The sequence below is a fragment of the Cardiobacterium sp. genome (genome assembly GCF_057314735.1).
Window position 1 is genome coordinate 49235 of sequence record NZ_DBHKZK010000013.1, and the last position, 24540, is coordinate 73774.

Sequence of the window (24540 nt, forward strand, 5' to 3'; positions counted from 1 at the left end):
ATACATACAGGGTAGCGGGGAAGATGTATGTAAATGCCCTATGCCGCGCCGGGGTACCAGCGGTGTCCGCGCGTTTGCAGCCAGGCGGTGAGGCGCTGTGGCAGCAGGCGTTGCCAGCGCCAGTCCACGCAGTCGAGCAGGTTTTTGGTAGCGAGCCCCAGCGCGGTGTCGCCTTCGATTTGCAGTTTGCGGTTGAAGAAGAGGGTGTCGGGGTCTTCTTCGCGCAAAATCATGCGCAGGTAGTCGGCGCTGTTGGCGGCAAGGCGCAGGTCGGGCGCGCCGGGGTAATTCTCTGCGGTGAAGCGCTGTGTGTCGGCGCTGAAGCGGATGCTGATGCCCAGATCCAGTACGTCAAGCTGGAAGTGACGTCCGGCAAATTGTGTCATGTCGGCGGGCAAGAGGCCGCGGCGCAGCATTTGGTTCAGGGTTTGCACGAGGATGAGGCGCGGCGGCAGGGCGGGCAGGTGGCGGCCTATGCGCGCGAGCCAGCCCGGCAGCGGTTGGGTGGGGCGCAGTTTGGCGAGCAGGCGGGTGGGGGTAGAAGGTGCCGGGTTTTGGGAATCGGGAGATGTGCTGAAAGGTACGCCGTTTCGGAGAGGACGGGTTTGCATCGGCGGTAATTTCATGGACGCTACCCCCACCCCAGCCCTTTCTCGTCCTTCGGACGAGCTGTTCCAGTCCCGCTGCGAACGCTGCGCGTCCTGCGGGGGAGGGGGCAAATTGGTGGACGGCAAGGGGTCTTGCGGTTCTGGAACGGCAATGCTGGCAACTTCTTCCGGCTGGTAGATGGGGCCGACGTTGGCTTCGCTGTAGTAGGTTTTGATTTTTTCGATGCCGGGGTTGCCGTGCCAGTAGCCGTCCACCAGCGCGCCGAGCGCAAGCGGTGCCAGTTCGCGCAGGGCGTCGGCGGCGGGAATTGCACCGTCCAGTGTTTGCCGGTGCAGGGCGATGATTTCCGCCATGTGCTCAAGCTGCGGCGAGAGGCGGAGGATGCCGACGCCGAGGGCGGCGATGTCGGCGTGGTGCGCCAGCAGGCATTGGCTGCCGTGCGACATGGTCTGGATGCCGTTGATGGTGAGGAAGGGCGTTTTTTCGCGGGTGTCCATGCTCATGCCGTGCGGGTGTTCGAGGCAGCGGAATTGGCAGTTGTCTTTGTTGAGGTTGTAGTGGCGCGCGGTGAAGCAGCGCGAGGAGTAGGCGAGCGGGATTTTGCCCCAGGCAAGGAGTTCGGTTTCGCCGGGGTCGGCGCTGGCGGCAAGCAGGGTGGCGAGTTTGTCGCGGCTGAGTTCGGCGGGCGGCTGCCAGCGGTAGGCGCCGAGGCGGCGGACAAGGGCAAGGGTGTGTTCGTTGTAGAGGTTGAGGCTGGCGCCTGCGACGAAGGGGTGGCCGTGGTCGCGCGCCAGTTTGACCGCGCCCATGTCGTTGGCTTCGATGGGATAGCGCTCTTGTTTGGCGATTTTGCGCAGGCGTTTGAGGTCGCTCTCGCTTTCGAGCAGGGTCTGGCTGGCGAGCAGGACTTCTTTGCCGGATGCGGCGAGGTTGTCGGCAATGGCGAGCCAGTCGGCGAGGCGCAGTTCGTGGCGGCGCGCGCAGACGGTTTCGCCGAGGTAGATGATGTCGGCGTCGGTGTCGGCGATGCGGTCGTACCAGGCGAAGACGGTTTGTTTCGGCCAGTAGTACTGGATGGCTCCGAGGGAGAGTTTGAGGCTCATGATGTTTCCTTGTTGTTTGTTTACATACACTTTGAGCGCTCAGGTGTATGTATAAATGGCGGTAATGGGGTTAGCAGTTTGGCAATCCGGCTGCGAGGTATGCGAACGTTCCCCACAGGGAGAGGGGCGTTTTTTTATTTCCACGGTCTGCTGTAAGCGCCGAGCGTCGATTGGCTGCCTTCGGAGACTTTGCCGAGTGCGGCCTGCCATGCCGGGGCGACGCGGTAGTTTTCTTTGGCGGCGGCGTCGAGGGCGGCGCGCAGGGTGCGCGTCACTTGCGCGCTGTACATTTGGCTGCGCTGGCGGCCTTCGATTTTGATGGCGGCGACGCCGATGTCGATGAGTTTGGGCAATACTTCGATGACGTTAAGGCTGGTCGGTTCTTCCAGCGCGTAGTAGGTTTCGCCCGCGACGTCAAAGCGGCCTTTGCACAGGGTCGGGTAGCCGGCGGGTTCGTCCGGGCGGTAGCGGTCAATGAGGACGTCGTTTAAGCGCACGTCCATGCGGTCGGGGTGTTCTTCCCAGCGCACGGCTTTCGCGGGCGAGCAGACGCCCTGCATATTCGGCGATTCGCCGGTGGCGTAGCTGGAGAGGATGCAGCGTCCTTCGACCATGACGCAGAGGCTGCCGAAGCCGAAGACTTCGATTTCGACGTCGGTGTTTTCGATGACGTGCTGCACCTGCTCAATGGTGAGCACGCGCGGCAGGACGACGCGGCGGATGCCGAACAGCTCTTGCATCAGGTTAATCGCTTCGTAGTTGGTCGCCGAGCTTTGCACCGACATATGCAGGCGCAGGCCGGGGTGTTTTTCGCTGGCGTAGGCGAGCACGGCGGGGTCGGCGACGATAACGGCATCGGCGCCGAGACTGGCGGCGGTATCGACCGCCTGCTGCCAGCGCGCCATTTGTCCGGCCTGGACGAAGGTGTTGATGGCCATCAGCACCTGCCGCCCGCGCGCGTGGGCGTAGGCAATGCCTTCGGCGACGCTGTCGCGGGTGAAGTTGAGGCCGGGGAAGTTGCGCGCGTTGGTGGCGTCTTTCAGGCCGAGATAGACGGTATCGGCGCCGTTATCAATGGCGGTTTTCAGGGCGGGCAGGTTGCCGGCGGGGCAGACCAGTTCGGGGATTTTTCGCGGCATGATGGCCTCCTGTGAGCGGGTTTCGCGGATTTTATTCCATGCGTGAACAATACTCTATTGTGTAACCTATCTCGTTGATAAAAATCACCGCATAATGCGCGCACATGACAACCTTGAGGCAACCATGCTCCCCTGTTCCGACCTGCGCGACTTCATCACCCTGCTGGAAAGCCGTGGCGCGCTGAAGCGCGTCTATCATCCCGTCTCGCCGCATCTGGAAATCACCGAAATCGCGCGCCGCGTTCTTGCCAACGGCGGCCCGGCGCTGCTCTTTGAAAACCCCGTCCGCGCCGACGGCAGCCGCTACGGTTATCCCGTCCTTGCCAACCTGTTCGGCACGCGCGAGCGGGTGGCGCTGGGCATGGGCGCGGAGCCATCGCGGCTGCGCGCGATTGGCCGCCAACTGGCGGATTTGAAAGAGCCCACGCCGCCGGACAATCTCGCCGAGGCGCTGGGCAAAGTGCGGCTGGCGAAAAACATCTGGGACATGACGCCGCGCGTGTACGACGCGCCGCCCTGCGCGCACACCGTCATTCACGGCGACGACATCGACCTCGCCCGCCTGCCCATCCAGCACGCCTGGCCGGACGACATCGCGCCGCTCATCACCTGGGGACTGGTCATCACCCAAAGCGCCCGCCTGCCCCGGCAAAACGTCGCCATCTACCGCCAGCAGCCGGTCGGCAAAAACCGCGTCATCATGCGCTGGCTCGCCCATCGCGGCGGCGCGCTCGACTACCGCGCCCATTGCGAGATGCACCCCGGCCGCCCCTTTCCCGTCGCCGTCGCCATCGGCTGCGACCCGGCAACCCTGCTCGCCGCTGTCGCCCCCATCCCGGACAGCCTAAGCGAATACCGCTTCGCCGGCCTCCTGCGCGGCGCGCGTAGCGAAGTCGTGCGCCTTGCCAGCGGCCTACACGCGCCCGCACGCGCGGAAATCCTCCTCGAAGGCCACATCTACCCCGGCGACATGGCGACTGAAGGCCCTTACGGCGACCACACCGGCTACTACAACAGCCAGGCGGAATTTCCCGTGTTTACCATCGAACGCGCCACCCTGCGCGACGGCGCGATCTACCACAGCACCTACCTCGGCAAACCGCCGGACGAACCCGCCATCCTCGCCGCCGCCCTGAACGAAGTCTATATCCCCTTGCTGCAAAAACAATTTCCGGAAATCGTCGATTTCTACCTGCCGCCGGAAGGCTGCTCCTACCGCATCGCCGTGGTCAGCATCAAAAAAGAATACCCCGGGCACGCGCGGCGCATCATGCTGGGCTGCTGGAGCTATCTGCGCCAGTTCAGCTACACCAAATACCTGATCGTGGTCGATGACGACATCAACTGCCGCGACTGGCGCGACGTCATCTGGGCGCTCACCACCCGCGCCGACCCGGTGCGCGACACCCTGCTCATCGAAAACACGCCGATTGACTACCTCGACTTTGCCAGCCCCACCAGCGGCCTCGGCGGCAAAATGGGGCTGGACGCAACCACGAAATGGCCGGGCGAAACCACGCGCGACTGGGGACGCCCCATCCAGCCCGACCCGGCGACGGTGGCGAAGATTGACCGTATTTGGGGTGAATTGGGGCTGTGAGTTATACATACACATGAGCGCTCAAGGTGTATGTAAACCACCAAACGCCCCCTCCCCCGCAGCGAAGCGCAGCGGGCGGGTTCCCACGCAAAATGCGGATGCATTTTGCGTGGGGCCCGGAGGAGGGTTGGGGAGGGGGTAGAGGCATCCATGCCACCACCGTTGTCCATTCAACCCGCGTAGGGGCGGTTAGCGGGGAACGCGCGTAACCCCGTGTTGATGATGGCGGGCGGTCTCTCGCTGCGCGAGCAAATGCTTGTCGGGCTTCGCCCTAACCGCCCCTACGGGCTGCTCACCGATGCGCCGCCCGAAGACGCCCAAACAGCCGCCCACCACAGCAAAAGGCAGCCTGAAAACCGCCATAACGGTTTTTCAGGCTGCCCTTTCCGGTCGAACCAGCCGCCGTAACGCTTACTTTCCTGTTGCCCTTTTGGCCAGCTGCTTCAATGCTCCGGCCTGGACAGTGATTCCAGTGGGGAACTTTTCCACTTTCCCATTTTCGATTTTTTCAATCTGGAAAATCATAAAATCGGGCGCATTGGCTTCATCCAAAAGGATGATTTCTATGTCTTTCTGGCTGTGTTTTAATTTTATTAAAAATCTGGTTTCTCGCAATTCATTGTAATAATTCTTGAATTCCATGTTGTTCAAAATGCTGAAGACCTCCCCGACAAGCGCTTTGTCCGATGTGTGTGCATGGCTAACATTCAAACCTTTTGCATACAGTGTTTCAGCGGAAACCGGAACGAAGGTATCGATTTCGTAAGGGAATGAATAGATATCCATTTCCCATCCTTCCGGATTTCTTAAAATTTCCCGCAAAGACTGTGGGATCGCCTGCGCCCCGTTTGTTTCAGCCGTTTTTTCACCCGCATTCAGCGTTTGGGACGGCAAGGAGTCTGCGGCTGCTGACAGCCATGCGGTATTTGCCGCCAGTAGCAGCAAAATAATAAATTTATTCATATTTCAGTATTCCATGTTGGGTTTGTGATTTTTATTGTAACACGGGCTTGCAAGCCACCGATCTGCTCTCTCCCTGTGGGAGAGGGCTGCAATCAATAGACTTCCTTCCAAACCATAACTTGTACGACAACCCGACAAAATCCCAAACCTGCCGAGCTGTTGTCTGCTGTCTCCACCCCACCCCGCCCCTACGGGCTGTGAGTTATACATACACTTGAGCGCTCAAGGTGTATGTAACCAGACAAACCATCCCAATCCGGAAAAAATCCCGCGCCATCGGGAAAAACCGCCACATCTGCCGCAGCTTCGCCTGCGCCATTGCTATCGTAAGGCACGAACCATCACCCGGAGCCAACCATGTTGCGTGTCTTGCCCTTCCTCCTCTGTTGCTGCGCTGCCTGGGCGCAGACCGCCATCCTCCTCGAAACCGCGCGCGGCGTGGCAGAAGTGCCGCCGCAGCCGGCAAAAATCGCCGTCTTTGACTGGGCGGCGCTCGACAGCCTCGAACAACTCGGCGTCCCCGTTGGCGCGACCACGGCAAAAATGGAAATCGACTACCTCGCGCCCGTCTTTGCCCGCGCGCAGACCGTCGGCACCGTCTTTGAGCCAGATTACGAAGCGCTTGCCCGCTACCAGCCCGACCTCGTTATCACCGGCGGCCCCGGCGCGGAAGCCTTCCCCCGCCTGGCAGCGCATTGGCCGACCATCGACATGACCATCGACAATGCCGCCATCCGCGAGAGCGGCAAGGCGCGCATCACCGCCTTTGGCAAACTCTTTGACAAAGAAAGCGAAGCCGCACGGCTGATTGACGACATTGACCAAAGCAGCGCGGCTGACCTCGGTCACGGCAGAAGACCGCGCGCTGGGGGAGCGGCCGGGGAATAAGCGAAACGGCAAGACCGCCTGAACAGCAGCTTGCCCGGCCAAAACAGAAGCAGCCTGAAAGCCGTGTTAATGCTTTCAGGCTGCTTTTTTGGCTTTCAGGCGGCCTCTCCGAGCCTGTTCACCACCCCGCCAGCACCACTTTGCCCACCATGTCGCCGCGTTCCACCATCTGATGGGCGCGGCGCAGGTTGGCGGCGTTGATGCCGTCGATAATGTGCGTGGCGGTGGTTTGCAGACGGCCTTCGTCCGCCAGTTGCGCGACTTTGGCAAGGATTTCGCCCTGCCGCGCGATGTCGGCGGTTTCGTACAGGGGGCGGGTGAACATGAATTCCCAATGCAGCGAAATACTCTTGCCTTTCAGCGGATTGGCATCGAGCACGGCAGGGTCGTCAATCAGCGCGATGCGGCCTTGCGGGGCGAGCAGTTCCGCCAGTTGCGGCAGGTAATGTTCGGTATGGCTGGTGGAAAACGCCCACGAGGGTGCGCCGATGCCGAGTTTTTCCACCTGTTCGGGCAGGCTGTGGTGATGGTTAATCACAAAATCCGCGCCGAGGCTGCGCAGCCATGCTTCGCTCTCGGGACGGGAGGCGGTGGCGATGATTTGAATGTCGGTAAGCGTTTTGAGCAGTTGCACGGTAATCGAACCAACCCCGCCCGCGCCGCCCACCAGCAGCAGGGCGCGGCTGCCGCCTGCCACGGGTTTGCTCACGTCGAGGCGGTCAAACAGCGTTTCCCACGCGGTGAGCGCGGTCAGCGGCAGCGCGGCGGCCTGGGCAAAATCCAGCGTGCGCGGTTTTTTGGCGGCGATGCGGCTGTCCACCGCCTGCAACTGGGCATACGAGCCCTGACGGTTGATGGCGCCCGCGTAATACACCTCGTCGCCCGCCGCAAAGCCGCGTACTGCGTTGCCGACGGCTTTGACCACGCCCGCCGCGTCCCAGCCCAACACGCGGTACTGCCCTTCGGCAGGCGTGTGCGCGGCGCGGACTTTCACGTCGGCGGGATTGACCGACACGGCATACACTTCCACCAACAAATCGTGCGGCTTGGGTTCGGGCGCGGGCAGTTCGATGTCGAGCAGGCTGTTTTCGTCGCTGACGGGCAGCGGGCGGTTGAATCCGACGGCTTTCATGGTGTTTCTCCGGTTGTGAAAAAGACGCGGGCATCATAAGATGAAGGCGCGAACTTGTTAAGAAGGCACTTATTTTTCAGCAGGTTACTTATCGGATACTGCCGAAGACAGCCTGAACGCGAATATATGGACTTCTGCGAAGCCAAAACCGAGAGACGTCGTCTGAAAGGAACAACTCATGAACGCATTGGAACTGAAAATCCCGCCGCTTGCCGTGATGCTGCTGTGTGCCGCGCTGATGTCCAGACTGGCGACATGGCTGCCTGCCGCATTGCCCGCCATGCCGTGGTTTGCGGCGGCAGTCGCAGCGACGGGCGTCGGCGCGATACTCGCAGGTTCGGCCGCATTCTGCCGCCACCACACCACCGCCAATCCGCACACGCCCGGCAAAAGCCGTCTGATTGTTGCAGACGGCATCTACCGCTTCAGCCGCAACCCGATGTATCTGGGCATGGCACTGCTGCTGGCCGCATGGGCATTGCATCTGGCACAGACCGCCGCCTGGGCGGGCGTGGCGGTTTTTGCCGCCTGGATTACCCGTTTCCAAATCATCCCTGAAGAGCGCATTCTGACCGGGAAATTCGGCGATGCCTACCGCGCATACTGCCGCCGGACACGGCGCTGGATATAAAGCAGCCGCCAACCCCAAAAGGAACAAATATGGGCAAAACCGCACACACCGCGTTCGACTGCGCCGAGGGCTGCTCGGTGGAAGCCGCGCTGGCCGTTATCGGCGGCAAATGGAAAGGCACAATACTCTACCGCCTGCATACCGACGGCGTGCTGCGGTTCAACGAAATCCGCCGCATCCTGCCCGCCGTGTCGCAGCGCACGCTCACCGCGCAGCTTCGCGCCCTGGAAGCCGACGGCATCATCGAACGCACCGTCTATGCCGAAGTGCCGCCGCGCGTGGAATACCGCCTCAGCGCATACGGGCAAACGCTTGCGCCCGTGCTGGCGGCGCTGAAGACTTGGGGCGACAGGCACAAGGCACGCCGCTGAAGACAGTACAGCGAGACAGCGCTGTATGAGTCTTCAGGAAAACTGCCATAAAAAAGACAGCCTTGCGGCTGCCTTTCATTCAGGGACGGCGGATTACTCAATCCAGGAATACCCCTCTTTCTGCATACACGCCTCGAACATATCGTGGCGCTTGCTGTCGGCAATGCCGGTGTTCATGCCAACATCATATTCACAGCGGCTGACCTGCTGCGCGGTCTCGGCGATGCTGGTGTTGGGACGCGACCAGTGCGGCTCCATCGGCGTGGGGGCGACGGTTTCCACCGGCGCGGCGGCCGTCACCGGTGCGGCTTCTGCCACGTCTTCCTTTTTGCTGGATGAACAAGCACTTAAGGCAAGCAGCGCGGCCAAGGTGAGCAAACTCTTTTTCATGAGATCTCCTGTCTATTCGATTGATACATTGCGAAATGCGGGGGCAATGTAATCGCTTTGCCCGCGCCTGGCAATGCGCTGTTTGCTGAAGACTTTTTAATCCTCTTTGTTTTTAATGGGTTATTTGGCGCAGCAGCTTTTATAGCGATACGCACAAAATTCTGTACAAGACGTGTCGCCGAAGACCGTACGCGGTTGTACGGCTATAAATGCCCTCCCCTGCCGCCCGTGCGGCTGCGGTTTATAATGCCTGTATCCCTTTTTTTGGAATCCGTCCATGCAAATCGTCCTTGCCTCTGCCTCTCCCCGCCGCGCGCTGCTGCTGCAAATGCTCGGCTTTGATTTCACCACCGCCGAACCGGATGTGGATGAGTCGCCGCTTGCGGGCGAGGCCGCGCCGGAGTTGGTGCTGCGGCTGGCCTGCGCCAAGGCGGCAGCGGTGCAGCCGGATTTTCCCGATGCGCTCTTGATTGCCGCCGACACCACCGTCGCCTGCGACGGCGCGATTCTCGGCAAACCGCAGGACAATGCCGAGGCACTCTCGATGTTGCGCGCGCTGTCCGGGCGGCAGCATCAGGTGTTCACCGGATTGGCGCTGCGCTGGCGGCAGGCGCTGTTCACTTATGTGGAAAGCAGTAGCGTCACCATGCCGGAGCATCCCGACGCGCTCCTGCGCGCCTATCTCGCCAGCGGCGAGGCGATGGGCAAGGCGGGCGCTTACGGCATTCAGGGGCGCGGCGGCGTGCTGGTGTCGTCCATTACCGGCGATTTTTATAATGTCATGGGGCTGCCGTTGCAGGCGCTGTGGCAGGGGTTTTGTGAGTTGGGCTGTAGCGGCGAATTTTTGCGCGCGCTGGGGAGTTGAATATGGACGGTTCGGGTCTGGGCACGGAGGTTCTGGTCAATCACACGCCGTATGAGACACGGGTCGCGCTCCTGGAAGACGGTGTGTTGCAGGATTTTTTCGTCGAGCGCGAGCGCAAGCGCGGCATCGTCGGCAATATTTATAAGGGCAAGGTGCAGCGGGTGCTGCCCGGCATGGATGCGGCGTTTATTGATATTGGTCTGGAGCGCGCCGGGTTTTTGCACGTGAAGAATGTGGTGCGGCGTGGCGACAAGCCGCCGGAGCGCATCAGCGATGTGCTGCGCGAGGGGCAGTCGCTTCTGGTACAGGTGCTGAAAGATCCCATCGGCAGCAAGGGCGCGCGGCTGACGATGGAGATTTCTATCCCCTCGCGTTTTCTCGTGTTTTTGCCGACGGCGGATGAAATCGGCGTGTCCATCAAAATTGCCTCGGAAGAGCAACGGCAGACGCTGCGCGATACCGTCGCCGGTTTCCATCAGGGGCGGCAGGGCGGCTTCATCGTGCGCACCGCGATTGAATCGGCGGACGTCTGGGCGATGCGCGCCGATATGCAGTATTTGCAGCGCGTCTGGGAATCCATCCAGCAGCAACAGCGCGGGGCTCGGCCGGGTTCGCTGGTCTATGGTGAACTGCCGCTCTACCAGAAAGTGCTGCGCGATTTCGTCACCCCCGGCGTGCGCCGCGTCGTCGTCGATCACCCCGGCGCGCACCGCGAAATGCAGGCGTTTGCCGCCAACTTCCTCGTCGGCATGGAAGCGACGCGGCTGGAGTTTTACAACGGCGACCGCAGCCTGTTTGAGCGCTACGGCATCGAAGAAGAAATCAGCCTGGCGCTGAAGCGGCACGTCGCGCTCAAATCCGGCGGCTACCTCATCATCGACCAGACCGAGGCGATGACGACGATAGACGTCAATACCGGCGCGTTCGTCGGCAAACTCTCGCAAGACGACACCATCTACAAAACCAACCTCGAAGCGGCGCGCGCCATCGCCCGCCAGCTGCGCCTGCGCAACCTCGGCGGCATCATCATGCTCGACTTCATCGACATGAACGACCCCGCGCACCAGCAGGGCGTGATGGACGCGCTCCTCGCCGCCCTTGCCGGCGACCGCAGCAAATACACCATCAGCCCCATCTCGCCGCTCGGCATCATCGAGATGACGCGCAAACGCACGCGCGAAAGCCTGCGCCAGCTGATGTGCGAACCCTGTCCGTGCTGCCAGGGGCGGGGGTACGTCAAAACCGTGGAAACCATCACCTACGAACTCTTCCGCGACCTGATGCGCGAGGCGCGCGACTTCTCGCCGAAGACGATGACTATCGTCGCCGGGCTGGAGCTGATTGACTTCATCCGCGAAGAAGAATCGCTGACCTTCTCCGACCTGCAGGCGCTGCTGAAAATCCCGATACGGCTACAGGTGGACTCCGCCTACCGCCACGGCCAGTACGACATCGCGCTGGGGTAGGCGCGCCATCGCCGTATCCGTGGCATTGGGTGAATCAGGCGAGCACCGCCTGCATCGCCGTGAAATAGCGCTGTAACGCCGCTTCGTCAAAACCGGCGCCGTAAGCGAGAAAGGGCGGGTTGAGCGTGTCGCTGCCGCCGTATTGCGCGAGATGGTTGCCGAGCAGGCGCAGACCGCCGCCCGATTCATGCAGGAGGATGTCGCCGGCGGCAATGTCCCATTGGCTGGTAGTCGGGGTGAGTTTGGGATAGAGGTCGGCATCGCCTTCGGCAATAGCGCAGAATTTGAGGGCGCTGCCGCGGCAGATGTGGCGGTAGTCGCCGAAATTGTCGCTAAGGTACGCGCGCATCCGTTGCCCCAGTCCGGGGCGGGCGGTGATGATGGTCGGCGGCGTCGCTGCGGGGTGGCATTGCAGGCGGTGGGTGTTGCCGCGCGCGTCGGTTTGGTAGGCGCCCTGTCCGTGCAGGGCGTACCAGTAGTCGCCGCTGACCGGGGCGTAGATGAAGCCGAGCGTTGGCCGCCCTTGCCGAATGCGGGCAATGGCGATGCAGAACTGGCCGGTGTTTTCGATAAATTCGCGTGTGCCGTCAATGGGGTCAATCAGCCAGTAATCGTCCGGCGGGTTGTGGTGCACGGCGGCGTCGGATTCTTCGCTCAGACAGGGCAGATCAACGATGCGCGGCAGTTCGCGCACGAGGAGTTCATGCGCGGCGAGGTCGGCGGCGGTGAGCGGGGTGTGATTGCTTTTTTGCTGGATGTGGTAGCGCTCTGGCTGCCCGTAAAACGACAAAATCGCTGCCCCGGTTTTTTGTCCGAGGGCAGCGATTGCGCTGATGAGTTGTTGCGCGTCCGCGCTCAACAGGTGCCGGTCAGGCACTTTTTTTGGTGTCGAGTTTTTCGGTGATACGTGCTGCTTTGCCTTCGAGGCCGCGCAGGTAGTAGAGTTTGGCGCGACGCACGTCGCCACGGCGCTTGACGGTGATGGAGTCCACCAGCGGGCTGTGCGTCTGGAAAACGCGCTCTACGCCTTCGCCGTGGGAGATTTTGCGCACGGTGAAGGATGAGCCGATGCCGCGGTTGCGCTTGGCGATGCAGACGCCTTCAAAGGCCTGCAAGCGTTCGCGGTTGCCTTCGCGGACTTTGACCTGGACGACGAGGGTGTCGCCGGGGTTGAAGTTCGGCAGGTTTTGTTTGAATTGTTCCTGTTCCAGGGTGTCAATGATGTTGCTCATGACGGCTCTCCAAGATGCTGTTCGGTTAGAAATTCGTTGAGTAGTTTTTGCTGCGCGTCACTGAGCTCAAGTTGGTTGAGAATGTCGGGACGATGCAAAAAAGTTCTGCCCAACGCCTGTTTCATGCGCCACCGTTCGATAAGCGCGTGATTGCCGCTGAGCAGAATTTCAGGGGCGCGAATTTTAGCAGTATTTTCCGGGCGTGTATAGTGCGGGTGGTCCAGCAGTTGGTGGTGAAACGAGTCTTCCGTTGCGGAGGCAACATCGCCCAGTATGCCGGGGATAAGCCGCAGCACGGCGTCGATGATGATGGCAGCGGCGATTTCGCCGCCGGAGAGGACGAAGTCGCCAATGGAGATTTCGGCGTCAATGTGTTCGTCAATGAAGCGCTGGTCGATGCCTTCGTAGCGGCCGCACCACAGGGCGATGCGCGGTTTGCGCGCGAGTTCGGCGGCGAGTTCATGGTTGAAGGTCGCGCCTTGCGGACTGAGGTAGATGTGCAGCGGTTTGTCGCCGTCGGCATTGACCGCGGCAGCGGTGCGCACCAGCGGTTCGTATTGCATTACCATGCCGGGCCCGCCGCCAAAGGGGCGGTCATCAACGCGCTGGTGTCGGTCTTCGCTGTAGTCGCGTGGGTTCCAGTAGTGCAAACGGGCAGGTGCGTCGGCTTTGCCGAGCGCACGCCCGACCACGCCCTGTTCAAACCAGTGGCGCACGAGATCGGGGAAGATGCTGATGATGTCAATGCGCACGGGTTATTCGCGGTCGTCTGCGCTGACCTGCGACCATTCGCTTTCCCAGTCCACGCGCATCACGCCGTTTTCGAGGTCAATCGCTTCAACGTAACGCGGCTGGACAAAGGGGATGAGGATTTCTTCGCGCCCACTATCTGCCCGAATGACAAGGATGTCGTTCGCACCGGTTTCAAAGAGTTCGGCAACGTGCCCGAGGGTTATGCCCTGCCGGTTTTCGACGCGCAGGCCGATGAGATCCGTCCAGTAGTATTCGCCGTCCCGTGCTGCGGGCAGTTGGTCACGGCTGATGCAGAGGGTGTAACCGCCAAGTGCCAGCGCCTGATCGCGGTCGTTGATACCGGCGAAAGCGGCAACCATGCCTTTGCCGGAATGTTGTCCGCGCAGCAGTTGCAGCGCGATGTCCGGACGTCCGTGCTGGCGCGCGGTGAATTGGCAGTACTGAAAAAGCGATTCACGGGGGCGACAGTCCGAATGGACTTTCACCTGCCCGCGAATGCCGTGTACGCCCACGATCCGGCCGACGATGATGTCAGCGCTGCCGTCGGCCATGTATTCAGGCCTGTTGCTGGTATTGTTTGACCAGACTTTTGACGCGATCGCTGGCCTGTCCGCCGACGCCAACCCAGTAGTTGTAACGGTCAAGCGCGATGCGCAGCGTTTCTTCCTGTCCTTTGGCGATGGGGTTAAAGAAGCCGAGGCGCTCAATGAAACGTCCGTCACGCGCGTTGCGGCTGTTGGTGGCAACGATGTGATAGAAGGGACGTTTTTTTGAACCGCCACGGGCGAGTCGAATGGCTAACATGGTTTTTCCTCTCAAAATTGGGGATGTGAAAAGACGGCGTATTGTACGGATTTGACGTTAAAAGGGAAGCGGAAATGTACGGCTGGCAAACGGCGGGCAAGAAAAAAGCACCTTGCGGTGCTTTTTTCGGAATACGTTCGGCAATTGCTTACTTGTATTGTTTACCACGGAAAGAGCGGTTGATTTTTTCGCTGTTTTCCTGGGCTTGCTGACGAGCCAGCATGGCATTTTCGTTAGCTTGCATCGCGATGGATTTGACTTCAGCGATGTCGGCGCGCAGGGCGGCGATTTCAGCGTTTTCGTCAACTTTCGGTTGGCTAGCGCAACCAGCAGCAATCAGCATAACAGCAGCTACGGAAGCAAATTTCAAAGATTTCATATGAACTCCTAAAGTTGTTAGCGTCAAAAATGACAGGCGCTAATATACACAAACTTTAACTTTGCGTACAAACCTTCGTAGTTAAATTTTTCTTAACGCCGGGATGCACCAACGCGCCAACATCGCCGCCGAGCCGCGCTGTTTCGCGGATAAGGCTTGAGGATACAAAGGAATAGCGATCGGCGGTGATGAGGAAAACCGTTTCTGCCTGTGGCAACAGGTGATGATTCATGCCGGAAAGCTGGTGTTCATACTCATAATCGGCGACGCTGCGGATGCCGCGCACGATAATCGTCGCACCGTAGTGGCGGCAGGCCTCCACCAACAGGCCGTCGAAGGCGACCGGCACAATCTCGCAGCCATTGACAATATCGGCGCAGACCATGCGCACCATTGCCAGCCGCTCGTCAATATCAAACAGCGTCTGCTTGTGATGGCCGCGCGCGACGGCGACATAGAGGCGGTCGCACAGCGCCCCGGCGCGGCGGATGATGTCCTCATGACCGCGCGTGACCGGGTCGAACGTCCCCGGATAAATGGCAATGCGCGTCATGCGGCGGCCTCGTCGGCATAATCGCGACGCAGCAGGCCGAAGAAAACGCGCCCTGCCCTGCCCTGCCGGTGCCAAACCCAGCCGGGCGGCAGCGGCAAATCCTCATGCGGGAACGGCATTTCCAGATACACCTTGCCCTGTTCCTTCAACCACCGGTCATTAACAAAATGCGCAACCGCCTGCGCGTGCAACCCGGCGGCAAACGGCGGATCGAGAAAAATCAGGTCATAACGCGCAGCGGACGGCGACAACAGAAACACATCACCCGACTGCACCCGCGCGTGCGCCTCGTGCCATTCGGCGAGCAGGGCGCGCAGGCGTGCGACGCCATCGGCGTCATTGTCGGCAAACAACACACTTGCCGCACCGCGCGACAACGCTTCCAGCCCCAGCGCGCCGCTGCCGGCGAAAGCATCCAGCACGTGCGCGCCCGCAATTTCCAATTGCAACCAGTTGAACAGCGTCTCGCGCACCCGGTCGGGACTGGGGCGCAGCCCGTCGCGGTCGGGAATCATGATGCGCCGCCCGCGATGCTTGCCGCCGATGATGCGGATTTTGTGTGCGGCGGTGGGGAGAGACGGCTTCATTGTGCACGCTCCATGCCGAAAACCAGCCCGACCGCGTCAGGATAACCGCCCTGCATCGCCTTTTTCATCGCTGTCAGCGCGACCGTCTTGTCCACCGCCATACCCCAGCCATTGAGCCGACGCAAGCCCAGCAAATAATCAACCGCCGTCTGCGCATCAGGATTATCCGCCGCCTGCGCCTGCAACGTGGCAAACAGCGCGTTGCCCTTTTCCGTCTCGCCAATGGCGTAATAAAGCCCCGCCAAACGTGACTGATTGAACGGATTGGGATGCTGCGCAACAGAAGCCTCCAAAACCGCACGCCTTTCCGCCTTGTCCCGGAATCTGGCGAGCGCCGCCGCATCCGCATTGAGCGCGACTGCCTCACGGAAATGCCGCTCCGCCGCCGCGCGATGTTCGGCTTCCCGCGCAGAATCAGATTCAATTTGCTGCAAATGCCAATCCGCCAACCCCAAATGCGCCAGCAACGGCGCCCCCGGCATCAGCCCCTCAAACACCGCGTGATTATCGCTATTGCTGTCCGCTTCGTTCCGCACCGCCCAAGCCTGCCCGTAACGTGCGGCGGCATAACCGGCATTCGCCGCCTGTTTGAAATAACCGCGCATGAACTGTTGCGCACCCATCAGCGACAACGCATCCGGCACCTGAACATCCGGCGCGGTCGCGCCATTCGCCTTCATCTTGCCGATCGCAAAACGGACAGAACCCTCATCAAAATACCCCGCATACACATTCCCCGCCTGATACAAATAGCGCGGGTCCTTGCTTTGGTCATAAGCGCGCTGACACGCTTCGGCGTCAGCGTTTACCGCCGCAACATCTGCATAGACCGAATGAAAATAGCGGAATGCCACCGCTGGCGGACGCTGCGGGTCGAGAAACGACGCCCCCGCCAAATCACAACGCCGGGCGTCATCATCCGCCGTCTGCGCTGCTGCGGCGAGCAGAAGCAGCGGCAGGAAAAAGCCTTTTTTCATAACTCTCCTCCGGGGAAAACACGCGGCGCAGCTTATCATGGCGGCTACAGAAAATACGTTTTCTGCAAACGGCAAAGTATTATCTTGAATTTCAATAGATTAACGCCAACGGGATTCTGCTGCCCCGCTCCGGACGGGGTTGACGCAACCCGCATGGGATTCTGAACATACACACCGCTGCACCCTGCCAACAACCACCCTTGAAACCGCGACCGTCAGCGCCATATCCGCTACATTCCATTAATAAAGGAGCATCCGATGACCATTCCCGTCCTGAACCGCATCAACGAACTGGCGCACATCGCTAAAAGCCGCCCCCTCACCGCCGAAGAAACCGCCGAACGCGACCGGCTGCGGCGCGAATACCTCGCCGCCATTCGCGGACAGGTGGACGGGCACCTGCTCGCCACCCGCATCGTCGATAGCGACGGCAACGACGTCACCCCGCAAAAACTGCGCGAGGCACAGAAAGCGCAGCACAACCCGCACTGATTATGCCCATCCGCCCCGCCCGCGCCGAAGACGCCGCCGCCCTCGCCCCCATCATCCTGCCCGTACTGGAAGCGATGGAACTGCCCTTCCTCGCCCGTCACGGTCTGGAAACCACGCGCACCCTGCTCGCCAGCGCCATCGCCCATCCCGGCTACCGCTACGGCTACGCGCGCGGCATCGTCCACATCAGCGATGGTCGTATCACCGGCGCCGCCTTCGGCTACCCCAGCGAAGACGAAGCGCAGATTGACCAGCCCTTCAGCGTCGTGCTGCAACAGCACCGCCTTGACCCGGCGCACCGCCTCTTTACCGACCTCGAAGCCTTCCCGGACGAGTGGTATCTCGATACCCTCGCCGTCGCACCGCAACAACGCGGGCGTGGTATCGGCGCGGCGCTGTTGCACGCCCTGCCCGAAATGGCGCTGGCAAACGGCAAAAACCGCATCGGCCTCAACGTGGACGAAACCAACCCCGGCGCGCGCCGCCTCTACAGCCGCCTCGGCTACCAGACCGTCGGCACGCGGCAACTAAGCGGGCATCGCTACGAACATATGCAGAAAACATTGAATCATCGCAAACATTGAACAGAAGCCGCCCCCAAAGGGCGGTTTTTTCACAATCCGTTTGAAATACAAGCGGGAAGTGTATACTTGCGCCCCAATTTTGCCCGCAAAGAGAACTGAACAATGCGACTGATTACCCTGATTTCCCTCACCCTTTTCAACGGCATCGCCCTCGCACAAAACATCCCGCCCGCGCCGGTGCGCGAAACTGCCACCCCGGACGCCCGCCTGCCCGACAGCGCCGAACACGCCGTCGAAGACAAAAACCAGGCACAAAAACAACAGGCGCAAGTCATGCACGTCACCGAAGCCGAACTGCTCGCTGACCCGGCGCTGCTCGCCAACGCCCTGGACAGCGCCATCATCAACGGCGACGCCGATGCCGTCGCCATGCTGCTGCCCATCTACAAAAAACTGCCCGCCGACAAACAGGACAAAATGCTGCTGCGCTTTGGCGAAGCGATGAAAGCGCGCGCCGACGGCGACCTCAGCCTCGCCATCGCCCGCCTGCGCGAAATGATCGCCGAAGACCCCAGCCTGCAACCGGTGCGCCTGCATCTGGCAATGGCCTTGCTCGCCGACCACCAGGACGAAGCGGCACGCGGCCAGCTCGAAAAACTGCGCTCGGACAACCTGCCCGAAGACATCCGCAACATCGTCAACCAGGCGCTGGAAACCCTGCGCGAACGCCGCAGCTGGACATTCAACGCCAGCGGCTACTACCGCCACGACCGCAACATCAACGACGCGCCGCGCCAACGCGAGCGACAAGTCGGCAACGGCAAATGGACCTTCCCCGCGCCGAAAAACGCGCACGGCGTGCATCTCGACGTCTCCGCCGAACGCCGCATCCCCATCAAAAACGGCTTTTACGGCCAGGTAGAAGCGGGCGTCGTCACCGACTGGTTCTGGGACGCGCACAAATACGACGACTTCCGCCTGCGCGCCGGTGCGGGCGTTGGCTGGCAAAACTCGCGCTGGGACATCAGCCTCACCCCGTTCATCCAGCGCCGCATCTACGCCAGCAAAGGCTATTCCACCAACCTCGGTGTGGACGGCAACGTCTCCTACTGGATTACCCCGCGCTGGCGCATCAGCAGCGCGGTACAGGGAATGCACAAACACCACGACAGCCGCAAATGGCTCAATGGCAACCAGTACTACGGCAGCCTCAACCTCCTCTTTGCGCCGAACGCGCGCCAATACTGGTTTGCGGGTGCGAACGCGATGCGCAGCCAGGCGCTGGACAGCTCGGACGCCTTCAAACGCTACGGCCTCAGCGCCGGTTGGGGACAAGAATGGGGCTGGGGGATGTCCACCCGCCTGAGCGGCAACATCGCCTATCGCACATACGACGGCAAAGATTTCTTCGGCATTGAGCGCAAAGACCACGAATACGGCGCGACGCTCAGCCTCTGGAACCGCAACTTCTACTTCTGGGGCATCACCCCGCGCCTGACTTTCTCCTGGGACAAAACCAAGAGTAACCACTTCTACTACGACAACCACGGCACGGATGTCTATCTGGAATTCAGCAAGTCCTTTTAAGAATTTAAACAATAGCAGAATCAGCCTTTTAACTTCTAATATTGAGTAACAAACATGAGCACTCTACATATTAACCAGATCGCTACAAAGATAAGAGAATTATTTGAAACAAAAATAGATCTATCTGATGTTGGTAAAGAAGATAAAGGAGGAAGAGATGAAAAAATCTTATCTAGATGCCTTGCCGCGTATGCTATTTATTCTTTAGCTGATTGCTCTAGCGAGGATGCCGCGTTATCAGTAGTAGATGGGAGTAATGACAATGGGATAGATGCTATATACTATTCAGAAGAGTTAAGGAAATTATTTATTGTTCAGTCTAAATGGAGTAAAAAAGGCAAAGGAGAACCTTCTAAAGGCGATCTGCTAAAATTTCACGCAGGAATAAGAAAATTATTTAATCTTGAGCTTGATGAGTTTAATGAAAAAATACAAAAGCGAAAAGATTTAATAATATCAATTATAAATGATTTTAATATAAAATTTGAAGTGGTATTGATAGATACACATGAAAAACAAGATTTAGAAGAAAGTAACACTAAAGAAATAATGAAGTTTATTTCTGAACTAAACGATGACGGCAGCGAGGAATCTGCACCATTAGTTAATTTTATTAGACTAAATCAGAGCGATATTCATATGTCTCTCAGGCAAATGAACTATAATAAAATTAACATGGAGTTAGGATTAAATAATTGGGGAATGATTACTACAGATTTTGATGGCGTTACTTTAAAAGCTTATTATGGAACGGTTGAAGCTAGTGAGATAGCGGGCTGGTGGAAAGAATTTGGAGATAAAGCTTTTGAGAGAAATATTAGAAAAATACTAGGAAAAACGGATGTTAATAATGAACTAGAAAGGACGCTCCAAGAAAAACCTAGTTTATTCTGGTATTTTAATAATGGAATTACAATTGTTGCTGATAAAATCGAAAAAACAAAAGCTGGAGGCAGTGCAAGAAATATAGGAAATTTTAAATTAACAGATTTTTCTATAATAAATGGCGCTCAAACAGTAAGTAGTATTGGGAGATATCAAGACAGAAATATAGAAAATAGCAATTTAGATAAAACTCAAGTATATGTAAGAATTATTGAGATCTCAGAAAATATAGAACTAGCAAAGGCCATAACTAGAGCAAACAATCGCCAAAATAGAATTGAAAACATGGATTTTGCATCGCAAGATCCTATACAACAGCGTATAAAAAACGAACTCATTTTAGAAGATATTGAATATAGTATAATGAGATCCGATGGTTTTAAACCTTCCCCAAAAGCTTTTAACTTGCAAGATGCGACCATTGCCTTAACTGTTGCTAGCGGAGATATCTCATTAGTAGTACAGGCAAAAATGCTATTGGTAAATTTTTTGAGAATTTAGAAGGGGGGATATATAAAAAAATATTCAATGACTCTGTTACTGGATACCATGTTTACAATGTCGTTATTTTTATCAGAGAAGTAGAAAAAATATTATCCAAAAAAGTTGATAACTTAGGTAAAAAACAAGGGAAAGTATATGGAATATTAATCCATGGCAACAGGATAATATCATATTTTTTATATAAAAAATTAAACATCCAAAATTCTTTAGAAGATAAAAACTTCTCTATAGAAAAAAACCAATTGTCAAAAGAGGTTGATGAGATCGTAAAAGTTATTGAGTGTTTTATAAAAAATAATTACCCAGAAAATGTTTTATCTACGTTCTTTAAAAATGCTACAAAATGCAAAGAATTAGATATATATGCTTGTCAAAATTTATCTATATAGAAATCATCTAACTATCGTATTAAAAATACAAACACACCCGCCGGCCGTCGTGTTGCAGCATTTCCACTTCCATGTCGTAGAGCGTGCCGATGTTGTCGGCGGTGAGGACTTCGTTGGTCGCGCCGCTGTGGCGGATGCGGCCGTGCTGCATGGCGACGACGTGGTCGGCGTAGTGCGCGGCGTAGTTGATGTCGTGCAGGACGACGAGGATGGTTTTGCCGTAGTCGTCCACCGCTTGCCGCAGGTTCGCCATCAGGTTGCGCGCGTAGTGCATATCGAGGTTGTTCAGCGGTTCGTCCAGCAAAATGTAGTCGGTGTCCTGGGCGAAGGTCATGGCGACCAGCGCGCGTTGCCGTTGTCCGCCGGAGAGCGCGTCGATGTAGGTGTGGCGCAGTTTGCCGAGGTCGAAGTAGGCGAGCGTGTTTTCGATGATGTCGCGGTCGTGGCTGCGCGGGCGGCCACGGTGGTAGGGGTAGCGGGCGAAGGTGAGCAGTTCTTCGATGGTGAGGCGGCTCATGAAGCGGGTTTGTTGTTGCAATATCGCCAGTTTGCGCGCGATGTGGTGGCTGTCGCTGGTGGCGATGTCGAGGGTATCCACCTGGATTTGCCCGCGCTGTATCGGGGTGAGGCGGGCGATGTGCGCCAGCAGGGTGCTTTTGCCCGCGCCGTTGGGGCCGATGAGGGCGATGATGCCGCCGGGCGCGAGTTCGAGGTTGATGTTGTGCAGGATGGGCTTGTTGCCGATGCGGTAGTCGAGGTTTGAGATAGTAATCATGGCTGTTTGCGGGCAAGGAGCAGGTAGAGGAAGACGCTGCCGCCGATGCCTTCGATGAGGATGCTCAGGGTGGCGGTGTAGTGGAAGACGCGCTCAAACAGGGTCTGGCCGATGACGAGGGTGGCGCAGGCGATGAGTGCGGCGGCGGGCAGGTGGATGGCGTGATACGGCACGGGAAAGAGGCGGTAGGCGAGCGCGCTCACCAGCAGGCCGAAGAACAGTGTCGGCCCGACCAGCGCGGTAGAGACGGCGACCAGCAGCGCGACGGTGAGCATCAGCGTCAGTTGTTCGCGCGGGTAGTTGATGCCGAGGTTAATCGCCTGTTCGCGGCCCAGCGCCAAAATATCCAGCACATGACGTTTGTGCCAGAGCCAGGCGAGGCAGGCGCCGATGATGAGCGCGGCGGGGAGGATGAGGTCGGCGCGGGCGCTGTCGAAGCGGGCGTAGGCGATGGCCTGGAAGCGGGTGTAGTCGGTCGGGTCAATCATCCGCGCCATCAGGTCGGTGAGTTTGTTGCAGAGGACGCCGAAGATGATGCCGATGAGCAGCAGGCGGTAGATGTCGCGCGCGAGCAGCGGCAGGAAGGTGGCGAAAAGCACGGCGGCGGTGGCGGTCATCAGGGCGGTGTCGATGTAAAACTGCCACTGCGGTGGTTGCGCCAGTTGCGCGGCGCTGCCGAGGAAATAAATCACCATCATTTTTGAGAGCAGATAGAGCGCATCGAGACCGATGATGGACGGGGTGAGGATGCGGTTGGTGGTGAGCGTCTGGAAAACGACGGTGGCGCTGGCAATGGCGCTGCCGACGAGCAGCATCGCCAGCAATTTCTTGCCGCGCAGGAGGAGGACGAAGCCCCAGTCACCCTGAACGGCGGTGGTGAGATAAAGGACGATGCCGACGGCGACAAGGGCGGCGAGGAAGACAAGGCGGTTAATCGGCATGGCGCACCGGTTTGAGCAACAGATAAAAGAACAGCGCCGCACCGATGATGCCGAAGACGGTACTGACCGGCACCTCATACGGATAGCGCACCCAGCGGGCGATAACATCGGCGACGAGCAACAGCAGCGCGCCGAGCCAGGCGACCCACGGCAGACTGCGGCGCAGATTGTCGCCGCTGAAACGGCGGACGATGTTCGGCATCACCAGCCCCAAAAAGGCGATGCTGCCGACGGTAATCACCACCAGCGCCGTCATCAGCGACACCGCCGCCATCGCCAGCAGCACCAGTTGGCGATAAGGCAGGCCGAGCGACTTGCTCATCTGCTCGCCCATGCCGATGATGGTGAGGCGGTCGGCGAACCAATAGACGAGGCAGGCAATCGCGCCGCCGAGCCAGAGCAGCTCATAGCGACCACGCAGCACCCCGGAAAAATCGCCAGACACCCAGGTGGTGAGCAGTTGCAGCGCATCATACTGATAGGCAAAGAAAAAAGCCGCCGAGCCGATGATGCTGCCGTAAATCAGCCCGACCAGCGGCAACAGCAGCGGGTCTTGCGGCGGAATGCGGCGGGCAATGGCGAGAAAACCGAGCATGGACGCGAACGCACAGCCTGCGGCGACCGCCATATTGGCAAGCAGCGGCCAGTGCGGCACCAGCAGGGTTGTCGTCACAATACCGAGCATCGCGCCCTGCGCCGTGCCGGCAGTATTCGGTTCAACAAAGCGGTTATGCACCGCAAGCTGCATCACCAGACCTGCGACAGAAAGACTGGCGCCGACGAGGACAATGGCAAAAGTACGCGGCACGCGGCTGACCCAGATGAGGTGCCAGTCGGGATGCGACCAGTCCATCACCTTGGCACCGAGGGCGGTGCTGACCGCCATCACGGCGAGCAGGGCGAGGATGGCGAGGAAAAAACGGAAATGACGGGGCATGGCGGATGAAGATCTCTCTAAATGCGAGACGTTATTATTGCAGAAAAAGCGGGGCGCGTCGTTTGGGCGTAGCGCCCTGTTTACATACACATCGAGCGCGTAGGGGCGGCTAGGGCGAAGCCCGACAAGCATTTGCTCGCGCAGCGAGAGACCGCCCGCCAAACAAGACGGGCGGTTACGCACTGCGTGCTAACCGCCCCTACGGATTTACCGTCCGTCATACGGGAACAAACGCCGAAACCCGCACCGATATGCCCCCTCCCCGCAGGGCGAAGCCCGCAGCGGGGGAGGGACGGGGTGGGGGTGGACGATATTGTTGATGAATCAAAAGTCTATTTTCACGTTTGCTGCTCCCACCCCAAATTTCTCTCTTGCTTCGCAAGCAATGCTTGTCGCTGCGCGAGCAAATGCTTGTCGCAATTCGCGCGAGCTGTTCCAGTCTCCCACGGGAGAGGGAGCCGTTCGGCGGCAGTCGCAGTAACCATTGCCGGAATTTCCGCTGCTGCCTGTCATTTACATACACATCGAGTGCTCAAGTGTATGTAAACGGATTGCTGAACAGGCGCGGGCGTGCTGCCTGTAACGCTACCCCCACCCCAACCCTCCCCCGCTGCGCTTCGCTGCGGGGGAGGGGGTATTTGGTGGTTACATACACATCGAGCGCTCAAGTGTATGTAAACGGGGATGGTCATTCCGTCCGCCGCCGGGCGCCTTGTAATCTTGTAGATCGGGCATTTATGCCCGACGTTTTTTGTTGTCGGCCATAAATGGCCGACCTGCGGCTATGACTACAGAACATCGGCGGTTGCATCGCGGGCGCTACCCCCACCCCGGGTACCCATGAAAAAGGCGGACGCCTTTTTCATGGGAAGCCCCGTCCCTCCCCCGCTGCGCTTCGCTGCGGGGGAGGGAGCAGAACCATTGCCGAATCTCGCTCACTTGAAACTCCGACTACCGCGCAAAATACCGCCGTTTTGTCCCCCTCCCCCTGTGGGGGAGGGACGGGGTGGGGTTCGCCTGTTTCTCCACCGATGCAAAACAGGGCATCTGCGCAGCCCGGACAT

Annotated in this window: 27 protein-coding genes and 1 pseudogene; 10 read left to right on the forward strand and 18 right to left on the reverse strand. The window is 58.8% G+C overall.

From position 1 onward, the window contains the following. Nucleotides 1–38 precede the first annotated feature (38 nt). The 3 genes and pseudogenes from ubiT to ubiU form a co-directional block, all read right to left on the reverse strand. A complete protein-coding gene (gene ubiT, locus ACO54Z_RS01055; RefSeq protein WP_485995421.1) occupies nt 39–626 on the reverse strand; it encodes a ubiquinone anaerobic biosynthesis accessory factor UbiT in 588 nt (195 codons plus the stop codon). Nucleotides 627–800: 174 nt separating this feature from the next. Then, a pseudogene (locus ACO54Z_RS01060) lies at nt 801–1715 on the reverse strand (U32 family peptidase); the annotation flags it as partial. Between the two features lie 131 nt (nt 1716–1846). Further along, nucleotides 1847–2851 (reverse strand): ubiquinone anaerobic biosynthesis protein UbiU, encoded by a 1005-nt coding sequence (gene ubiU / locus ACO54Z_RS01065; protein ID WP_485995348.1) that lies wholly within the window; start codon nt 2849–2851, stop codon nt 1847–1849. Nucleotides 2852–2975: 124 nt separating this feature from the next. On the opposite strand from ubiU, the gene ACO54Z_RS01070 reads away from it, so the two are divergent. Continuing rightward, the gene (locus tag ACO54Z_RS01070; RefSeq protein WP_485995349.1) at nt 2976–4451 is read left to right on the forward strand and encodes a UbiD family decarboxylase; all 1476 of its coding nucleotides are present in this window, start codon (nt 2976–2978) and stop codon (nt 4449–4451) included. Nucleotides 4452–4862: 411 nt separating this feature from the next. Here ACO54Z_RS01070 and ACO54Z_RS01075 read toward each other — a convergent pair whose 3' ends face one another. Continuing rightward, entirely contained in the window at nt 4863–5414 is a 552-nt protein-coding gene (locus tag ACO54Z_RS01075) for a hypothetical protein (protein ID WP_485995350.1), read from the reverse strand. Nucleotides 5415–5771: 357 nt separating this feature from the next. On the opposite strand from ACO54Z_RS01075, the gene ACO54Z_RS01080 reads away from it, so the two are divergent. After that, nucleotides 5772–6302 carry an ABC transporter substrate-binding protein gene (locus ACO54Z_RS01080; RefSeq protein WP_485995351.1) on the forward strand — a complete coding sequence of 177 codons (531 nt, stop codon included), beginning with the start codon at nt 5772–5774 and terminating at the stop codon, nt 6300–6302. 118 nt (nt 6303–6420) lie between these two features. On the opposite strand, the gene ACO54Z_RS01085 is transcribed toward ACO54Z_RS01080, so the two are convergent. Further along, on the reverse strand, nt 6421–7434 hold the full coding sequence (locus ACO54Z_RS01085; protein ID WP_485995352.1) for a zinc-binding alcohol dehydrogenase family protein: 1014 nt from the start codon (nt 7432–7434) through the stop codon (nt 6421–6423). Nucleotides 7435–7612: 178 nt separating this feature from the next. On the opposite strand from ACO54Z_RS01085, the gene ACO54Z_RS01090 reads away from it, so the two are divergent. Continuing rightward, nucleotides 7613–8065: a methyltransferase family protein gene (locus tag ACO54Z_RS01090; RefSeq protein ID WP_485995353.1), complete on the forward strand. Its 453-nt coding sequence runs from the start codon at nt 7613–7615 to the stop codon at nt 8063–8065. A gap of 29 nt (nt 8066–8094) precedes the next feature. Continuing rightward, entirely contained in the window at nt 8095–8436 is a 342-nt protein-coding gene (locus tag ACO54Z_RS01095; RefSeq protein WP_298079372.1) for a winged helix-turn-helix transcriptional regulator, read from the forward strand. A gap of 93 nt (nt 8437–8529) precedes the next feature. On the opposite strand, the gene ACO54Z_RS01100 is transcribed toward ACO54Z_RS01095, so the two are convergent. Further along, a complete protein-coding gene (locus ACO54Z_RS01100; RefSeq protein ID WP_298079371.1) occupies nt 8530–8826 on the reverse strand; it encodes a lipoprotein in 297 nt (98 codons plus the stop codon). Nucleotides 8827–9103: 277 nt separating this feature from the next. Here ACO54Z_RS01100 and ACO54Z_RS01105 point away from each other — a divergent pair, with 277 nt between their 5' ends. Both ACO54Z_RS01105 and ACO54Z_RS01110 read left to right on the forward strand, forming a co-directional pair. Next, nucleotides 9104–9691: a Maf family protein gene (locus ACO54Z_RS01105; protein WP_485995354.1), complete on the forward strand. Its 588-nt coding sequence runs from the start codon at nt 9104–9106 to the stop codon at nt 9689–9691. A gap of 2 nt (nt 9692–9693) precedes the next feature. Beyond that, on the forward strand, nt 9694–11157 hold the full coding sequence (locus ACO54Z_RS01110; RefSeq protein WP_485995355.1) for an Rne/Rng family ribonuclease: 1464 nt from the start codon (nt 9694–9696) through the stop codon (nt 11155–11157). Nucleotides 11158–11191: 34 nt separating this feature from the next. Here the strand turns inward: ACO54Z_RS01110 and ACO54Z_RS01115 are convergent, their stop codons facing one another. The 9 genes from ACO54Z_RS01115 to ACO54Z_RS01155 all read right to left on the reverse strand — a co-directional run bounded on the left by ACO54Z_RS01115 (nt 11192) and on the right by ACO54Z_RS01155 (nt 16442). Further along, entirely contained in the window at nt 11192–12034 is an 843-nt protein-coding gene (locus ACO54Z_RS01115) for a 3'(2'),5'-bisphosphate nucleotidase CysQ family protein (protein WP_485995356.1), read from the reverse strand. Continuing rightward, on the reverse strand, nt 12027–12389 hold the full coding sequence (gene rplS / locus ACO54Z_RS01120) for a 50S ribosomal protein L19 (protein ID WP_004139248.1): 363 nt from the start codon (nt 12387–12389) through the stop codon (nt 12027–12029). Before rplS ends, ACO54Z_RS01115 begins: the two co-directional genes overlap by 8 nt. Beyond that, complete coding sequence (trmD, locus tag ACO54Z_RS01125; protein ID WP_298078937.1) at nt 12386–13141, reverse strand: tRNA (guanosine(37)-N1)-methyltransferase TrmD; 756 nt, start codon at nt 13139–13141, stop codon at nt 12386–12388. Before trmD ends, rplS begins: the two co-directional genes overlap by 4 nt. Nucleotides 13142–13144: 3 nt before the next feature. Further along, nucleotides 13145–13693: a ribosome maturation factor RimM gene (gene rimM / locus ACO54Z_RS01130; RefSeq protein ID WP_485995357.1), complete on the reverse strand. Its 549-nt coding sequence runs from the start codon at nt 13691–13693 to the stop codon at nt 13145–13147. 4 nt (nt 13694–13697) lie between these two features. Further along, a complete protein-coding gene (rpsP, locus tag ACO54Z_RS01135; RefSeq protein WP_298078941.1) occupies nt 13698–13946 on the reverse strand; it encodes a 30S ribosomal protein S16 in 249 nt (82 codons plus the stop codon). A 148-nt stretch (nt 13947–14094) separates the two neighbouring features. After that, entirely contained in the window at nt 14095–14325 is a 231-nt protein-coding gene (locus ACO54Z_RS01140; protein ID WP_298078942.1) for a hypothetical protein, read from the reverse strand. Nucleotides 14326–14380: 55 nt separating this feature from the next. Continuing rightward, entirely contained in the window at nt 14381–14878 is a 498-nt protein-coding gene (gene coaD, locus ACO54Z_RS01145) for a pantetheine-phosphate adenylyltransferase (protein WP_485995358.1), read from the reverse strand. After that, nucleotides 14875–15465, reverse strand: a complete 591-nt coding sequence (rsmD, locus tag ACO54Z_RS01150; RefSeq protein ID WP_485995359.1) for a 16S rRNA (guanine(966)-N(2))-methyltransferase RsmD — start codon at nt 15463–15465, stop codon at nt 14875–14877. The genes coaD and rsmD overlap by 4 nt, the downstream gene beginning before the upstream one ends. Beyond that, complete coding sequence (locus ACO54Z_RS01155) at nt 15462–16442, reverse strand: hypothetical protein (RefSeq protein WP_485995360.1); 981 nt, start codon at nt 16440–16442, stop codon at nt 15462–15464. Before ACO54Z_RS01155 ends, rsmD begins: the two co-directional genes overlap by 4 nt. A gap of 258 nt (nt 16443–16700) precedes the next feature. Between ACO54Z_RS01155 and ACO54Z_RS01160 the strand changes: the two genes are divergently transcribed. The 4 genes from ACO54Z_RS01160 (at nt 16701) to ACO54Z_RS01175 (ending at nt 20431) form a co-directional block, all read left to right on the forward strand. Next, entirely contained in the window at nt 16701–16934 is a 234-nt protein-coding gene (locus ACO54Z_RS01160; RefSeq protein ID WP_485995361.1) for a DUF896 domain-containing protein, read from the forward strand. Nucleotides 16935–16936: 2 nt separating this feature from the next. Further along, complete coding sequence (locus ACO54Z_RS01165; RefSeq protein ID WP_485995362.1) at nt 16937–17518, forward strand: GNAT family N-acetyltransferase; 582 nt, start codon at nt 16937–16939, stop codon at nt 17516–17518. Nucleotides 17519–17620: 102 nt separating this feature from the next. After that, a complete protein-coding gene (locus ACO54Z_RS01170) occupies nt 17621–19045 on the forward strand; it encodes a surface lipoprotein assembly modifier (RefSeq protein WP_485995363.1) in 1425 nt (474 codons plus the stop codon). Between the two features lie 54 nt (nt 19046–19099). Beyond that, nucleotides 19100–20431 (forward strand): AIPR family protein, encoded by a 1332-nt coding sequence (locus ACO54Z_RS01175; RefSeq protein ID WP_485995364.1) that lies wholly within the window; start codon nt 19100–19102, stop codon nt 20429–20431. A 411-nt stretch (nt 20432–20842) separates the two neighbouring features. Here the strand turns inward: ACO54Z_RS01175 and ACO54Z_RS01180 are convergent, their stop codons facing one another. From ACO54Z_RS01180 to ACO54Z_RS01190, 3 genes are read right to left on the reverse strand one after another with little or no spacing between them, the layout of a single operon-like run. Beyond that, complete coding sequence (locus tag ACO54Z_RS01180; protein WP_485995365.1) at nt 20843–21598, reverse strand: iron ABC transporter ATP-binding protein; 756 nt, start codon at nt 21596–21598, stop codon at nt 20843–20845. After that, complete coding sequence (locus ACO54Z_RS01185; RefSeq protein ID WP_485995366.1) at nt 21595–22539, reverse strand: iron chelate uptake ABC transporter family permease subunit; 945 nt, start codon at nt 22537–22539, stop codon at nt 21595–21597. Before ACO54Z_RS01185 ends, ACO54Z_RS01180 begins: the two co-directional genes overlap by 4 nt. Further along, complete coding sequence (locus ACO54Z_RS01190; protein ID WP_485995367.1) at nt 22529–23476, reverse strand: ABC transporter permease; 948 nt, start codon at nt 23474–23476, stop codon at nt 22529–22531. The genes ACO54Z_RS01185 and ACO54Z_RS01190 overlap by 11 nt, the downstream gene beginning before the upstream one ends. Nucleotides 23477–24540 lie beyond the last annotated feature (1064 nt).

Excerpts from the sequence above, each read along its gene's own strand:
- ubiT (WP_485995421.1), bottom strand. The coding sequence starts at position 626 with ATGAAATTACCGCCGATGCAAACCCGTCCTCTCCGAAACGGCGTACCT.
- ubiU (WP_485995348.1), bottom strand. The coding sequence starts at position 2,851 with ATGCCGCGAAAAATCCCCGAACTGGTCTGCCCCGCCGGCAACCTGCCC.
- ACO54Z_RS01070 (WP_485995349.1), top strand. The coding sequence starts at position 2,976 with ATGCTCCCCTGTTCCGACCTGCGCGACTTCATCACCCTGCTGGAAAGC.
- ACO54Z_RS01075 (WP_485995350.1), bottom strand. The coding sequence starts at position 5,414 with ATGAATAAATTTATTATTTTGCTGCTACTGGCGGCAAATACCGCATGG.
- ACO54Z_RS01080 (WP_485995351.1), top strand. The coding sequence starts at position 5,772 with ATGTTGCGTGTCTTGCCCTTCCTCCTCTGTTGCTGCGCTGCCTGGGCG.
- ACO54Z_RS01085 (WP_485995352.1), bottom strand. The coding sequence starts at position 7,434 with ATGAAAGCCGTCGGATTCAACCGCCCGCTGCCCGTCAGCGACGAAAAC.
- ACO54Z_RS01090 (WP_485995353.1), top strand. The coding sequence starts at position 7,613 with ATGAACGCATTGGAACTGAAAATCCCGCCGCTTGCCGTGATGCTGCTG.
- ACO54Z_RS01095 (WP_298079372.1), top strand. The coding sequence starts at position 8,095 with ATGGGCAAAACCGCACACACCGCGTTCGACTGCGCCGAGGGCTGCTCG.
- ACO54Z_RS01100 (WP_298079371.1), bottom strand. The coding sequence starts at position 8,826 with ATGAAAAAGAGTTTGCTCACCTTGGCCGCGCTGCTTGCCTTAAGTGCT.
- ACO54Z_RS01105 (WP_485995354.1), top strand. The coding sequence starts at position 9,104 with ATGCAAATCGTCCTTGCCTCTGCCTCTCCCCGCCGCGCGCTGCTGCTG.
- ACO54Z_RS01110 (WP_485995355.1), top strand. The coding sequence starts at position 9,694 with ATGGACGGTTCGGGTCTGGGCACGGAGGTTCTGGTCAATCACACGCCG.
- rplS (WP_004139248.1), bottom strand. The coding sequence starts at position 12,389 with ATGAGCAACATCATTGACACCCTGGAACAGGAACAATTCAAACAAAAC.
- rimM (WP_485995357.1), bottom strand. The coding sequence starts at position 13,693 with ATGGCCGACGGCAGCGCTGACATCATCGTCGGCCGGATCGTGGGCGTA.
- rpsP (WP_298078941.1), bottom strand. The coding sequence starts at position 13,946 with ATGTTAGCCATTCGACTCGCCCGTGGCGGTTCAAAAAAACGTCCCTTC.
- ACO54Z_RS01140 (WP_298078942.1), bottom strand. The coding sequence starts at position 14,325 with ATGAAATCTTTGAAATTTGCTTCCGTAGCTGCTGTTATGCTGATTGCT.
- coaD (WP_485995358.1), bottom strand. The coding sequence starts at position 14,878 with ATGACGCGCATTGCCATTTATCCGGGGACGTTCGACCCGGTCACGCGC.
- rsmD (WP_485995359.1), bottom strand. The coding sequence starts at position 15,465 with ATGAAGCCGTCTCTCCCCACCGCCGCACACAAAATCCGCATCATCGGC.
- ACO54Z_RS01155 (WP_485995360.1), bottom strand. The coding sequence starts at position 16,442 with ATGAAAAAAGGCTTTTTCCTGCCGCTGCTTCTGCTCGCCGCAGCAGCG.
- ACO54Z_RS01160 (WP_485995361.1), top strand. The coding sequence starts at position 16,701 with ATGACCATTCCCGTCCTGAACCGCATCAACGAACTGGCGCACATCGCT.
- ACO54Z_RS01165 (WP_485995362.1), top strand. The coding sequence starts at position 16,937 with ATGCCCATCCGCCCCGCCCGCGCCGAAGACGCCGCCGCCCTCGCCCCC.
- ACO54Z_RS01170 (WP_485995363.1), top strand. The coding sequence starts at position 17,621 with ATGCGACTGATTACCCTGATTTCCCTCACCCTTTTCAACGGCATCGCC.
- ACO54Z_RS01175 (WP_485995364.1), top strand. The coding sequence starts at position 19,100 with ATGAGCACTCTACATATTAACCAGATCGCTACAAAGATAAGAGAATTA.
- ACO54Z_RS01180 (WP_485995365.1), bottom strand. The coding sequence starts at position 21,598 with ATGATTACTATCTCAAACCTCGACTACCGCATCGGCAACAAGCCCATC.
- ACO54Z_RS01185 (WP_485995366.1), bottom strand. The coding sequence starts at position 22,539 with ATGCCGATTAACCGCCTTGTCTTCCTCGCCGCCCTTGTCGCCGTCGGC.
- ACO54Z_RS01190 (WP_485995367.1), bottom strand. The coding sequence starts at position 23,476 with ATGCCCCGTCATTTCCGTTTTTTCCTCGCCATCCTCGCCCTGCTCGCC.